Below are 13027 nucleotides of genomic sequence, written 5' to 3' on the forward strand. Positions count from 1 at the left end.
TGCAGGTGCGCGGCTGTGGCGGACGTTCAGGTCAGGCGGAGACCGCGATCTCCCACTCGTAGACCGTGAGTTCCGATGACCCGGTGGTGTGGACCGGGTCGGTGAAGGCGATCTCGCGGGCGGCGTCGAGGTTGTCGGCGTGGATGACGTAGGCACCGCCGGTGCCGTCGGTGAAGCGGCCGCTCTCGACCAGGTGGCCGCGTTCGAGCAGATCGGCGAGGAACTCGCGGTGCGGCTCGACGACGGCGGGGTCGAAATTCGGCCTGCGCATCGCCATGACCAGGTACTTGTTCACCATCTCAGGCCTCGGGCTCCGGGCGCGGGGCCAGCGTCGCCGCGGCGGCGGCGCGGACCTGCGGTGCGACGAGCACGACCTGGCCGAGGACACCGTTCACGAATGACGGGGAGTCGTCGGTGGACAGCTCCTTGGCCAGCTCCACCGCCTCGTCGACCGCGACCACCGGCGGAACATCGTTGGCGTGGAACAACTCCCACACCGCGATCCGCAGGATGGCCCGGTCCACGGCGGGCAGCCGGGACAGCTCCCAGTCCTTGAGGTAGGACTCGATGGTGCCGTCCACCCGGTCGAGATCGTCGGCGACGCCTTCGACCAGGGTCTTGGTGTAGGCGTGCACCGGCGCGACAGCCTGATCCTGGGTGGACAGTTCGACGCGCTCGGAAACCAAGTCGGCCGCGTCGACGTCGCGGGCCTCCGCCTCGAACAGCAGATCGACCGCGCGGCGGCGGGCCTTGTGCCTGGCACCGAGCTTTTTGTACGTGGACTTCTGTTCGGCCACTGTCACATCATCCCCGTCTTTACCCGATCGCGGCAGCTGCGGGGCCCTACGTGGTCACGCTTCGTGAGCGTGACCAGGCGCGTCGCTACTGCCGCGGCCCGATGGCGGTAGGTGATCAGGAGTTCACCCGACCGAGGTAGCTGCCGTCGCGCGAGTCGATGCGCAGCTTGTCACCGGTGTTGATGAACAGCGGAACCTGCACCTCGGCGCCGGTCTCCAGGGTCGCGGGCTTGGTGCCGCCGGTGGAGCGGTCGCCTTGCAGGCCGATGTCGGTGTGCTGCACCTCGAGCTCGACCGTGACCGGAAGCTCTACGTAGAGCGGGGCGCCCTCGTGCGTGGCGACCTGCACGGTCATGTTCTCCAGCAGGAAGCGCGCGCCGGGGCCGATGGTCGACTCGGAGATCGAGATCTGGTCGAAGGTGTCGCCGTCCATGAAGACGTAGTCCGAACCATCGTGGTAGAGGTAGGTCATATCGCGACGGTCGACGGTGGCGGTCTCCACCTTGACGCCCGCGTTGAAGGTCTTGTCGACAACCTTGCCGGACAGCACGTTCTTCAGCTTGGTCCGCACGAATGCGGGCCCCTTGCCCGGCTTGACGTGCTGGAATTCGATGATCTGCTGGAGCTGACCGTCGATCTTCAGCACAAGGCCGTTCTTGAAGTCGCTGGTGTCCGCCACTGTCCTCGGATCTCCTCGTTCGTAATATCCACGTCTCGGGCAACCGGCGTCAGTCGACGACGGTCAGGTCTTTGCTGGTGTTGGTGAGCAGTTCCGGGCCCCCCTCGCGCACCACGAGCGTGTCCTCGATGCGGACGCCGCCGCGGCCGGGGAAGTACACACCTGGTTCGACGGTCACCGCCACGCCAGAGAGAAGTGTACCGGTTCCGGTTTTGGCGATTCCCGGCGCTTCATGGATCTGCAGTCCCACCCCGTGCCCGAGACCGTGCACGAACAGCTTCCCGTGCCCGGCCGCCTCGATCACCGCGCGCGCCGCCGCATCAACGTCGGCCACCGGCGCACCCGGCTGCAATGCTTCGCGACCGGCCCGCTGCGATTCCTGGACCAGGGCATATACCTCGCGGTGCCAGTCCGTGGGCGAGCCGAGCACGAAGGTCCGGGTCATATCCGAGTGGTAGCCGCCGACCACCGCGCCGAAATCGAGCTTGACGAAGTCGCCGACAGCGAGCACAGCGTCGGTCGGCCGATGATGCGGGACAGCCGAATTCGCGCCCGCCGCCACGATCGTCTCGAACGCCACTGCCGCCGCGCCGTGCTCGAACATGGCCCACTCGAGGTCCCTTGCCACTTGCCGTTCGGTGCGGCCGGGCCGCAGCCCACCGCGCTCGAGCAGCGTGGCGAGCCCGGCATCGCCCGCGGCGCACGCGGCGCGCAGCTGCTCGACCTCGTAGGCGTCCTTCACCATGCGAAGCTGTTCGACGAGGCCGGGTGTAGCGACGAACTCCAGGCCGGTGCACTGCTCAACGAAACCGCGGTGCTGATCGACGGTGACGACGTGACTTTCGTAGCCGACCCGGCCCAGTTGCCACTCCCCCGCGAGCTCCACGATCCTGCGGGCGGTGGCCCGTGCGATCTCGGCGCGCAGATCCGGCGCCTGCTCGGCGACCTGGGTGAGGTATCGGCCATCGGTGCCGATCACCGTGCGCTCCTCGGCATTGCGCATATCCCAGGAATGCACGAGCAGCGCGGCGTTGGACCCGGTGAATCCGGTCAAGTACCTGATGTTCACCAGATCGGTGACCAACAGCGCATCGACCTCGTTCTCCACCAGCAGACTCCGCAGCGCACCGCGACGCGCCGCGTAGTCGGGCTCGAGGCCCGCGTGATCAGCAGACATATGTCAAAGCTACCGCCGACACGCATCGCGGCGACACGCAACACCTACACCGGCGACGGGCGGATCCGCCGCGGGCGATGCCGTGGTCGGGCGGGTACCGCCGTGAACAGACAAACGTCGCAATACGGCTGAACCGAAATCCGCTCTGCCCCCGCACAATTACTGCGGAGCAGCCGGCGGTCGACGACCGCGACACCGAGCGGACCAGTGGTTGTTCACATATCGATCGGCTATCAACATTGTGGACCAGAGGCTTGATCGGCGACCGCGCCCGACAAAGGCTGGTAGCCATGGACTTTGCCGCATTCACCCTGCTCGTGGCCTGGTGTGCGATGCTCACCGTCATCGATATCCGGCACCGCAGACTGCCCGACATGCTCACCGGATCAGGGGCGCTGATCGTGTTCGGATACGCGCTGTTCACAACACAATTCACAACCGCGTTGCTCGGTGCTGCGCTGCTGACGATCCCCTACTTGCTGGTGCACCTGGTGTCGCCCGGGGCGTTCGGCGCCGGCGACGTGAAACTCGCGATCGGACTGGGTGCGGTGGCCGCGCTCGGCGGCGCGCGGACCTGGGTGTCGGCAGCGCTCGTCGCACCAGCACTCACCGCCGCGGTCGGCGTCGTGGCGCTGACGGTCCGGCGAATGCGAGCCGATGCCGACCGCACCGCAGCAATCACGGTGCCGCACGGGCCTGCGATGTGCTTGGCGACGATGCTGGCGCTGGCGGTGACGTATGACAACTGACGCCACCCCGACACGCCGGATCGATCCACCCGGACTCGAGCTCTGCGGCGCTCTCACAGCGACAACCTGGCCGGTGACGGCAGGTGGTGCGGCGACCATGTCACAGCCGGTGCGAGCGTGCCCGTGATCACGCCGGGCCGCGTGCCGGAGCACCCGCGCCGACATGGGAAGATGGACGACGTGTTGCGCTGGATAACTGCCGGAGAATCCCATGGTCCCGCCCTCGTCACCATCCTCGAGGGGATGGTGGCCGGTGTCGAGGTGACATCCCAAGAGATCTCCGCGCAGCTCGCGCGCCGCCGGCTCGGGTACGGGCGCGGCGCGCGAATGAAGTTCGAGGCCGACAAGGTCACCATCGTGGGCGGTGTGCGCCACGGCCGCACCATGGGTGGACCGATCGCGGTCGAGATCGCCAACTCCGAGTGGCCGAAGTGGACGATTGTCATGTCCGCCGACCCCGTCGACGAGACCGAGCTGTCGGATCTGGCACGCAATGCGCCGCTCACCCGGCCACGGCCCGGACATGCCGACTACTCGGGCATGCTCAAGTACAACTTCGACGACGCCCGCAACGTGCTGGAGCGGGCCAGCGCCCGGGAGACCGCAGCGCGCGTCGCGGCGGGCACGCTCGCCCGCAACTTCCTGCGACAAGCCTTCGGTGTCGAGGTCGTCTCGCACGTCATCTCCATCGGAGCCGCCGCGAACACCACCGGTCTGGTGCCCACCGCGAAAGATCTTGCCGCCATCGACGAGAGCCCGGTGCGCGCGTTCGACAAGGACGCCGAGGCCGCGATGATGGCGGAGATCGAGGCCGCCAAGAAGGACGGCGACACTCTCGGTGGCGTCGTCGAGGTCGTCGTGGAGGGTCTACCGGTCGGGTTGGGCTCCTTCATCAGCGGCGAGAACCGACTCGACTCGCGACTGGCCGCCGCACTGATGGGCATTCAGGCGATCAAGGGCGTCGAGGTCGGCGATGGTTTCGAGACCGCACGCCGACGCGGCAGCCAGGCACACGACGAGATGAAGCCGGGGCCCGACGGCGTGCTGCGCTCCACCAACCGGGCGGGCGGCCTGGAAGGCGGCATGACCAACGGCGAGGCCCTACGGGTCCGCGCCGCGATGAAGCCGATCTCGACGGTGCCGCGCGCGCTGGCCACGGTCGACATGACCACCGGCGAGGAAGCCGTCGCCATCCACCAGCGCTCGGACGTGTGTGCGGTGCCCGCCGCGGGTGTGGTCGCCGAGTCGATGGTGGCGCTGGTCGTCGCACAGGCCGCGCTGGAGAAGTTCGGCGGCGATTCGCTGACCGAGACCCTCGACAACATCACCAGCTACATCAAGCGCATCAGCGCCCGCCCACACGTGCCGCAATGATCGTCCAGACCGATCCGCGCGCACCGCGCGTGGTGCTGGTCGGACCGCCAGGAGCGGGGAAATCCACGATCGGCCGCAAGCTCGCGAGGGAACTCGGTGTCGAGCTGTACGACACCGACATCGGCATCGAGCGCGAGACCGGGCGCACCATCCCCGAGATCTTCGCCACCGACGGCGAACCCGAATTTCGCAAAATCGAGGAACGGGTGGTGCGCCGCGCCATCCTGGCCGAGCGCGGGGTGGTTTCACTCGGCGGCGGCGCCGTGCTGTCCAAGGACACCAGGGCGCTGCTGCGCAACCGCACCGTGGTCTACCTGGAAATCAGTGTGGCCGAAGGACTTCGCCGCACCGGCGCGAGCACGGGACGACCGCTGCTCAACGGCGCCGATCCCGGCGCGAAGTATCGGGAGCTGATGCGCAAGCGGCGGCCGTTGTACCGGGAGGTCGCCTCGGTCCGGGTGCGGACCGACGGTCGTAGCCCTGGACGCGTGGTGCGCATGATCATGGCGAAGCTGGGCATGGAGTCGGTCCTGCCGCAAGACGCGGAGCCCGACGCGACGGCGACCACCGGGACAGAAAGCACGACTGCTCGAGGCACCGCGCAGCAGACGGCACCGGGCGGCGAGAAGACACCGGGCGCCGGAAATCCGCAGGGCAATAGCAGGTCACGCGCCCGTCGGGCGGCACGGGCGCGCGCCGCGGCGCGCCGCAGGGACGCCCAGGGCGAACCGCAGCAGCAGGACAACACCGAGCCGACACCCGCGCCGACGGAAACGTCCGGCGACACACCGACACCGGGCAGCCGGTCGCGGCGCGCTCGCGCCCGACGCGCTCGCGCCCGAGCGATGAAACAAACGGCACGAACAGAATCGGAGCACACATGACCGAGCCGACTCGTCTCCAGGTCCGCACCGCCGACCCCTATCCCGTGATCATCGGCCGCGGGTTGCTCGGTGAACTGGTCGAAGCGGTCACCGGCGCGACCACCGGCGTGCGGACGGTCGCGATCTTCCATCAGCCGCCGCTGGCCGAAACCGCCGAAGCCGTTCGAAAGGCACTCGCCGACACCGGCATCGACGCGCATCGCATCGAGATCCCGGACGCCGAGTCGGGCAAGGACCTGGCCGTCGCGGGCTTCTGCTGGGAGGTGCTCGGACGCATCGGCCTGACCCGCAACGACGTCGTGGTGAGCCTCGGCGGCGGCGCGGCGACCGACCTCGCCGGGTTCGTCGCGGCCACCTGGATGCGCGGGGTGAATATCGTGCATGTGCCGACCACCCTGCTGGCGATGGTCGATGCGGCCGTCGGCGGCAAGACCGGCATCAACACCGAGGCGGGCAAAAATCTGGTGGGCTCCTTCCACGAGCCCGCTGCGGTACTGGTCGACCTGGTGACGCTGGAAACAGTGCCGCGCAATGAGATCGTCGCGGGCATGGCCGAGATCATCAAGGCCGGATTCATTGCCGACCCGGTGATCCTGGAGCTGGTCGAGGCCGACCCGGAGGCCGCGCTCGACCCCAAGGGCGAGGTGCTCCCCGAGCTGATTCGCCGCGCGATCCAGGTGAAGGCGGACGTGGTCGCCGCCGACCTCAAGGAAGCCAGCCTGCGCGAAATCCTCAACTACGGCCATACCCTCGGTCACGCGATCGAGCGCCGCGAGCGCTACCGCTGGCGGCACGGCGCCGCCGTCTCGGTGGGCCTGGTCTTCGCCGCCGAACTCGGTCGCCTCGCCGGACGTCTCGACGACGCCACCGCCGATCGCCATCGCGCCATCCTGCAGAGCGTCGGCCTGCCGACCAGCTACGACGCCGACGCGCTTCCGCAGCTCCTCGACGCGATGCAGACCGACAAGAAGACCCGTTCCGGCGTCCTGCGTTTCGTTGTCCTCGACGGCCTTGCCAAGCCGGGCCGCCTCGAAGGCCCGGATCCGACGTTGCTCGCCGCCGCATACTCGGCGATTGCCAAGGAAGGCAGCCCGAGTAGCGGCGCGATCCTGCTGTAATCGGAAAACGCCCGGCGACAACGACAACGGCGCACCTCCACAGGAGGTGCGCCGTTGTCGTCGCTCGATACCCGGGTCAGGCCGGGGTCGGCTGCGCGGTGGGTGGCGTGGATTGATTGTCGTTGCGGCGGCCCGCCAGCGCGCGGCCGATCGCGACGCCGAGCAGCGCGGGCACGAAGATCAGCAGGACGATGAACGAGGCCGAGGCGGTCAGCTCGAAGAACAAGCCGTTGTCACCGAGGTCGAAGCGGGGCAGCCAGTCCAGGATCCAGGCGACGAGGCCGCTGCCGACGCCACCGGCCACCGCGGCCTTCAGCCACAAGATGGTCAGATCGGAGCCGCGCTCCGGGTCGGGATGGGCGGCGCGGTCCTTGCGACCGTCCAGCACGCCCCACAATGCGATGACGCCGAGCAGGACGACCAGCGCCAGCATCCGCATCCACCCGCCTTGGGTCGGCCAGTACACCATCGCAAATCCCAGCACGGTACGCAGCACGACAACCAGCGCACCGAGGAGTGTGGCTCGCAACACCCAAGCATTCATGACCAACACAATAACCTGCGCCACGCGGATCCAAACTAGAACCGGTGTCAGATTTCGCGTGGCTCGATGGCCGCCGCCATTTCCGCGCGCGGGGCAGGCCGCCCGGTGAATTGCTCGACTTGGCCGTAGGCCTGATTCAGCAGCATCTCGAGTCCGCTGACCACGGTATGGCCCGCCCGGGCGACGGCCACGGCCAGCGGCGTCGGCCACGGGTTGTAGATGGCGTCGAGCACGACGGGCGCGGTAGCCACCGCGTCGGCGACGGCAGCGGCCGCGTCCGCGGGGACCGTGCTCACCACCGCGCCCGCTCGCGCGCACGCCGCACCGACCGCGTCGGGGTCGAATCCGAGCACCGTGGCCGTCATACCCAGACACTCCGCGAGATCCAGTGCGCTGCGCGCTCTTCCCGCATCGCGCGCGATCACGGTGACCTGCTTCGCCCCGAGCTCCGACAATGCGAGTAAGGCCGGACGCGCGGTGCCGCCCGCACCGAGCACGACAGCCTCGGCGAGTTCGGTGACACCGCCGCCACGCAGCGCGCCGGTGACGCCGTCCACATCGGTGCAGTCGGCGCGCCAGCCATCCACAACGCGGACCAGCGTGTTGGCCGACCCAACCAGAACGGCGCGCTCGGCACGCTCGGTCGCGTACGCCAAGGCGGCCTCCTTGCCCGGCATGGTCACCGAGAGTCCCACCCATTCGGGACCGAGACCGTCGACCAGGCCGGGCAGCTGCTCGGCGGTGCATTCGATGCGGTCGTAGGTCCAGTCGAGGCCGAGCGCGCGGTAGGCGGCCAGGTGCAGCTGCGGGGAGCGCGAATGTGAGATCGGCTTGCCGAGCACCGCCGCCCTGCGGGCTGGCCCGGCCGTCGTCGAGTCACCGCCCACTGTCGAGAATTCCGCTCTGCCTGGCTTTTTCGATGTTCCGCAGGTGCTCGTTGTAGCTCTCGGTGAACAGGGTGGTGCCCTGCTTGTCGACGGTCACAAAGTACAACCAGGTGCCCGCCTCCGGATTTTCCATGGCACGCAACGCATTCAGCGACGGCGCCGAGATCGGCGTTGCGGGCAGGCCGGGCATGGCGTAGGTGTTCCACGGCGTGCGCTTGCCCCGGTCCGCGTCGGTGGTGGCCACCTCGGTACGGTCGAGGGCGTAGTTCACCGTCGAGTCGAACTGCAGCGGCTGATTGACTCGCAAGCGGTTCACGATCACTCGCGCAACTTTGCCCATATCCTGGGCCAGCGCTTCCCGCTCCACCAGTGAGGCGGCGATCAGCGTCTGATACGGATTCAGCTTGGTCTCGGCGCCCGATTGCAGCAGCCCGGTCGACTCGTAGCTGCGCGCGCTGTCGGTCACCAACTGCTTCAGGATCTGCTCCGGCGTGCCGCTCGGGTCGAAATCCCAGGTCCCCGCGGCGATCAAACCCTCGAGCTGCCTGCTGCGGTCCGGCACGTCCTTGACCGATTGGGCCGCCCAGGACGGTACCCCGAGCGCGGCGGAATCCATGCTCGCGCCGGCGTCGTCGAGCTGCTCGTAGGTCACGCATTTCTTCGCTGCGCCGGTACCGACACAGCTGGCATCGGCGATCTTGCGGTAGATGCCTTCCGTGCGCGACCCGGTGTTCACGTCCTGCTGGTCGTGCAGCTGCCGTCCCTCGGAGACGACCAGGTTGCCGACCCGCGATTCCTTGCCGACCAGCGCGGTCACGGCCTGCAGGGCAGGACTGTGGCTCGGTATCGCGTAGTAGCCGGGCTGCACCGCGTTCATGTTCGAATTCCGCACGGCCGCTTCGATGAACGCGGCACTGCTCGCGACGACGCCCTTGGCCACCATCGCGTTCGCGATCTGGTTGGATGTGTCGCCCGGCTGCACCTGCACCACCACCAGCGGCCCAGCCGGTCCCGCATAGTCCTCGGCGGGGCCGAAGGCGGATTTCACCCACTTGTAGCCTGCGAAGCCCGCGGCGACGACGAACAGCAGCACGAACACGCTTGCGATCGTCCACAGATTCCGCCGACGGCGCTTGCGCTCGGCCGCCTTGCGTGACGCGACACGGGTGCCCCGCCGCCGCGATCCACCGCGCGAGTTCGCCGACCGCGACTCGGCCGCGCGGGGTTCCGAACGGCGGCCACGTGGCCGCCGTGGCTCCGGCAGTTCCTCGTCGTCACGCTCCGGTGCGGGGCGGCGCGGGCGCTGGCCACCGCCGCGGGTCGGCGCAGGCGGCTCCAGCGGCTCCTCGTCGGTGTAGCGCGGGATGACCGTCGTGTCGTCCTCGTAGGCAGCCCAGGCGGCATCGTCTCGCTTATAGCGGCGAGACTCGACCTCACGCTGCCGAAAGCGTTCCTCGGCCTGCGTCCATCGATCCGTCATGCATCGTCCCCGGACGACGCGGGACGCACCGCTCCATGCCGCTGGTGCGACACATCAGACGCGTTTTCGACCGACCTCAACACCGCACTCCGTTCGTCCAACCATCCTTGCAGGATCGATACGGCCGCCGCCTGATCGATCACCTGCCGCTGGCCACGCGCGCGAACTCCACTGTCCCGCAATGCACGTGCAGCTGACACCGTAGTCAAACGTTCGTCGGAAAGTCGGATAGGCACGGGAGCAATCGTGGTCCGCAAATGATCCGCGAACGCCATCGCCAGGGTGGCCGCGGAGCCTTTTTCGCCGCGCAATGTACGCGGCAGACCCACGATGACCTCGACGGCTTCGTATTCCCGCACAATTTCGGCAATTCTGGCTATGTCAGGTGCCAGACCGCCGCCGCGGGGATTCGGCTTGGCTCGAGGGACAGTTTCCACGGGCGTGGCGAGGATGCCGTCCGGGTCGCTGGCGGCGACGCCGATCCGGACACTACCGACATCGACGGCAATACGCCTACCGCGACCGGGATCGGTCGCCGCGTCGGGCCGCTCGGCGCCGGGACTCTCCGAGTCGGTCATCACCCGGCGAGTTCGACCACCCGAGCACGGACCGAAGCTAGGCCGACTTCGATACCCGAGGGATCCGAGCCCGCGCCCTGAGCCATCTCGGGCTTGCCGCCACCGCGGCCGGCGATGCTCGGCCCGAAGCTGCCGACCAGATCGCCCGCCTTGAAGCCGAGATCCTGGGCGGCCTTGTTGACGGTCACCACGAACGGCACCTTGCCATCGGTGTTGCCGAGCAGCACCACGATGGCCGGGCTGCTACCGAATCGGCCACGGATATCGGTGGCGAGCGTGCGCAGATCGCCCGCGGTGACGCCCTCAGGTGCCGCGGCGGCGACCAGCAGCACGCTGCCGACCCGCTCGGCCTCTTCGACGAACTTGCCCGCAGCGGACAGCACCGCGGCGACCTTGGTGCGCTCGAGTTCCTTCTCGGCCGCCTTCAACCGCTCCACCAACTGCTCGACGCGACCCGGCACCTCTTCCGACGGCACCTTCAGCGACGACGCCACACCAGCGAGCAGCGCCCGCTCCTTGGCCAGGTACTTGTAGGAGTCGAGGCCGACGAACGCCTCGACTCGACGCACACCGGAACCGACCGACGACTCACCGAGCAGCGTGATCGGGCCGATCTGCGAGGAATGCTGCACGTGGGTGCCACCGCACAGCTCCATCGAGAACGGGCCCCCGATCTCCACGACGCGCACTTCGTCACCGTAGTTCTCGCCGAACAGCGCCATCGCGCCCATCTGCTTGGCCTTGGTCAGGTCGGTGACGAAGGTATTCACCGGGAAGTCCGCGCCGACCGCATCGTTGGACACGGCCTCGATGTCGTTCTTCTGCTGCTCGGAAAGCTGCCCCTGCCAATTGAAGTCGAAGCGCAGGTAGCCGGGCTTGTTCAGCGAGCCCGCCTGCACCGCGTTCGGGCCGAGGATCTGGCGTAGCGCGGCATGCACCATGTGCGTGCCGGAGTGGCCCTGGGTGGCGCCACGCCGCCAGGCCGGATCGGCCTGCGCGAGCACGACATCGCCCTCGGTGAGCTGGCCCTGCTCGACGGTGGTCTTGTGCACCCACAGCTTCTTGGCGATCTTCTGCACATCGTTCACGCGCAGCTTCACCCCGGCGGCGGTGATCGAGCCGCGGTCGGCGATCTGGCCACCGGACTCCGCGTACAGCGGGCTGCGATCGAGAATCACCTCGACGTCCTGCCCGACCGTGGCGACGGGAACCCGGACGCCCTCGGCGATCAACGCCAGCACGTGCGCCTCGGAGGTCAGCTCGTCGAAGCCGGTGAACTCGGTGGCGCCACGGTCGACGAGCTCCTTGTAGACCGACAGATCGGCGTGCGCGTGCTTGCGGGCCTGCGCATCGTCCTTGGCGCGCTTGCGCTGCTCGGCCATCAGCGAGCGGAATCCGTCCTCGTCCACCGCGAGGCCGGCCTCGGCGGCCATCTCCAGGGTGAGGTCGATCGGGAAACCGTAGGTGTCGTGCAGGGTGAAAGCATCCGAGCCCGCAATGGTGCTGCTGCCCTTGGCCTTCACGGCCGCGGCCGTGTTGTCGAACAGGGTCGAGCCGGTGTTCAGCGTCTTGAGGAACGCCGTCTCCTCGCCGACCGCGACGGTCTCGATGCGGCGGAAATCGGTGGCGAGCTCCGGGTAGGACGGGGACATCAGGTCGCTGACGACCTTCATGAACTCGCCCATGACCGGCTTCTCCGCGCCGAGCAACCGAGCCGAGCGCACGATCCGGCGCAGCAGCCTGCGCAGTACGTAGCCGCGGCCGTCGTTGCCGGGGTTGACGCCGTCGGCGATCAACATGGCGCCGGTGCGGGCGTGGTCGGCGATCACGCGGAAGCGCACGTCGTCCTCGTGCGTGACGCCATAGGACCGGCCGGTCAGTTCCTCGGCCTTGTCGATGATCGGGCGCAGCAGATCGGTCTCGTACACGTTGTCCACGCCCTGCAGCAGGAACGCGACGCGCTCGACACCCATACCGGTATCGATGTTCTTCTTGGGCAGCGGGCCGAGGATCTCGAAGTTGTCCTTGCCGGTGCCCGCGCCGCGCTCGTTCTGCATGAACACGAGGTTCCAGATTTCGAGATAACGGTCCTCGTCGGCCTCGGGGCCGCCCTCGATGCCGTATTCGGGGCCACGGTCGAAGTAGATCTCCGAGCACGGACCGCACGGACCGGGGATACCCATCGACCAGTAGTTGTCGGCCATGCCGCGGCGCTGGATGCGCTCGGAGGGCACGCCGACCTCGAGCCAGATCTGCTCCGCCTCGTCGTCGTCGAGATAGACGGTGGCCCACAGGCGTTGCGGATCGAAGCCGTAGCCGCCGTCCTCGACGCTGCCGGTCAGCAGCGACCAGGCGAAGGTGATCGCCTCGCGCTTGAAGTAGTCGCCGAAGCTGAAGTTGCCCGCCATCTGGAAGAAGGTGTTGTGCCGGGTGGTGACGCCGACGTTTTCGATGTCACCGGTGCGCACACACTTCTGGACGCTCGTCGCGGTCGCGTAGGGCGGGGTCTGCTGACCGAGGAAGAACGGAACGAACTGCACCATGCCTGCGTTGACGAACAGCAGGTTCGGGTCGGCCAGGATCAGCGAGGCACTCGGCACCTCGGTATGGCCGGCACGGACGAAATGGTCCAGGAAGCGCCGTCGAATCTCGTGGGTCTGCACAGGTATCCAGCCTACCGGTGTGCCGCATCCGAATTTTCAGGGACCGGGGTGGTCCGCACCACCGTCCGCCGATCCCGGCGAACCGGCCACCCCGTCG

The 13027-nt window shown here is 68.1% G+C and carries 12 protein-coding genes and 1 pseudogene; 4 read left to right on the forward strand and 9 right to left on the reverse strand.

Going from position 1 to position 13027, the window contains the following annotated elements; all coding sequences use genetic code 11:
* Positions 1-31: 31 nt before the first annotated feature.
* The 4 genes from OHA42_RS29785 to OHA42_RS29800 form a co-directional block, all read right to left on the reverse strand.
* On the reverse strand, positions 32-298 hold the full coding sequence (locus OHA42_RS29785) for a YciI family protein (protein WP_328403111.1): 267 nt from the start codon (positions 296-298) through the stop codon (positions 32-34).
* Position 299: 1 nt separating this feature from the next.
* Positions 300-797 (reverse strand): transcription antitermination factor NusB, encoded by a 498-nt coding sequence (gene nusB / locus OHA42_RS29790; RefSeq protein WP_406231094.1) that lies wholly within the window; start codon positions 795-797, stop codon positions 300-302.
* A gap of 115 nt (positions 798-912) precedes the next feature.
* Positions 913-1476: an elongation factor P gene (efp, locus tag OHA42_RS29795; RefSeq protein WP_406231095.1), complete on the reverse strand. Its 564-nt coding sequence runs from the start codon at positions 1474-1476 to the stop codon at positions 913-915.
* A 49-nt stretch (positions 1477-1525) separates the two neighbouring features.
* Complete coding sequence (locus tag OHA42_RS29800; protein ID WP_406231096.1) at positions 1526-2653, reverse strand: M24 family metallopeptidase; 1128 nt, start codon at positions 2651-2653, stop codon at positions 1526-1528.
* 290 nt (positions 2654-2943) lie between these two features.
* Here OHA42_RS29800 and OHA42_RS29805 point away from each other — a divergent pair, with 290 nt between their 5' ends.
* From OHA42_RS29805 to aroB, 4 genes and pseudogenes are all read left to right on the forward strand, one after another.
* Positions 2944-3402, forward strand: coding sequence for a prepilin peptidase (locus OHA42_RS29805; RefSeq protein WP_406231097.1), 459 nt, complete (start codon positions 2944-2946; stop codon positions 3400-3402).
* Positions 3403-3582: 180 nt separating this feature from the next.
* Positions 3583-4776, forward strand: coding sequence for a chorismate synthase (aroC, locus tag OHA42_RS29810; RefSeq protein ID WP_406239674.1), 1194 nt, complete (start codon positions 3583-3585; stop codon positions 4774-4776).
* Positions 4773-5291 (forward strand): annotated as a pseudogene (locus tag OHA42_RS29815) (shikimate kinase); the annotation flags it as partial. The gene aroC and the pseudogene OHA42_RS29815, both read left to right, overlap by 4 nt.
* A 365-nt stretch (positions 5292-5656) precedes the next feature.
* Entirely contained in the window at positions 5657-6778 is a 1122-nt protein-coding gene (gene aroB / locus OHA42_RS29820) for a 3-dehydroquinate synthase (protein ID WP_406231098.1), read from the forward strand.
* 76 nt (positions 6779-6854) lie between these two features.
* Here aroB and OHA42_RS29825 read toward each other — a convergent pair whose 3' ends face one another.
* Genes OHA42_RS29825 through alaS form a run of 5 tightly spaced genes read right to left on the reverse strand, consistent with a single transcriptional unit; the run spans position 6855 to position 12930 of the window.
* Positions 6855-7322, reverse strand: a complete 468-nt coding sequence (locus OHA42_RS29825) for a B-4DMT family transporter (protein ID WP_406231099.1) — start codon at positions 7320-7322, stop codon at positions 6855-6857.
* A gap of 47 nt (positions 7323-7369) precedes the next feature.
* Positions 7370-8209, reverse strand: coding sequence for a shikimate dehydrogenase (locus OHA42_RS29830; RefSeq protein ID WP_406231100.1), 840 nt, complete (start codon positions 8207-8209; stop codon positions 7370-7372).
* Positions 8199-9689: an endolytic transglycosylase MltG gene (gene mltG / locus OHA42_RS29835; RefSeq protein WP_406231101.1), complete on the reverse strand. Its 1491-nt coding sequence runs from the start codon at positions 9687-9689 to the stop codon at positions 8199-8201. Before mltG ends, OHA42_RS29830 begins: the two co-directional genes overlap by 11 nt.
* Positions 9686-10267, reverse strand: coding sequence for a Holliday junction resolvase RuvX (gene ruvX / locus OHA42_RS29840; RefSeq protein ID WP_406231102.1), 582 nt, complete (start codon positions 10265-10267; stop codon positions 9686-9688). The genes mltG and ruvX overlap by 4 nt, the downstream gene beginning before the upstream one ends.
* Positions 10267-12930, reverse strand: coding sequence for an alanine--tRNA ligase (gene alaS / locus OHA42_RS29845; protein WP_406231103.1), 2664 nt, complete (start codon positions 12928-12930; stop codon positions 10267-10269). The genes ruvX and alaS overlap by 1 nt, the downstream gene beginning before the upstream one ends.
* Positions 12931-13027 lie beyond the last annotated feature (97 nt).

Origin of the sequence: Nocardia sp. NBC_01009, assembly GCF_045208035.1 — a bacterium.
GTDB lineage: Bacteria > Actinomycetota > Actinomycetes > Mycobacteriales > Mycobacteriaceae > Nocardia.

What these genes read in the sequence shown, in the direction of transcription:
- ruvX (WP_406231102.1), bottom strand. Translation starts at nt 10,267, where the DNA reads ATGACCGACTCGGAGAGTCCCGGCGCCGAGCGGCCCGACGCGGCGACC.
- OHA42_RS29805 (WP_406231097.1), top strand. Translation starts at nt 2,944, where the DNA reads ATGGACTTTGCCGCATTCACCCTGCTCGTGGCCTGGTGTGCGATGCTC.
- aroB (WP_406231098.1), top strand. Translation starts at nt 5,657, where the DNA reads ATGACCGAGCCGACTCGTCTCCAGGTCCGCACCGCCGACCCCTATCCC.
- mltG (WP_406231101.1), bottom strand. Translation starts at nt 9,689, where the DNA reads ATGACGGATCGATGGACGCAGGCCGAGGAACGCTTTCGGCAGCGTGAG.
- OHA42_RS29825 (WP_406231099.1), bottom strand. Translation starts at nt 7,322, where the DNA reads ATGAATGCTTGGGTGTTGCGAGCCACACTCCTCGGTGCGCTGGTTGTC.
- OHA42_RS29800 (WP_406231096.1), bottom strand. Translation starts at nt 2,653, where the DNA reads ATGTCTGCTGATCACGCGGGCCTCGAGCCCGACTACGCGGCGCGTCGC.
- OHA42_RS29785 (WP_328403111.1), bottom strand. Translation starts at nt 298, where the DNA reads ATGGTGAACAAGTACCTGGTCATGGCGATGCGCAGGCCGAATTTCGAC.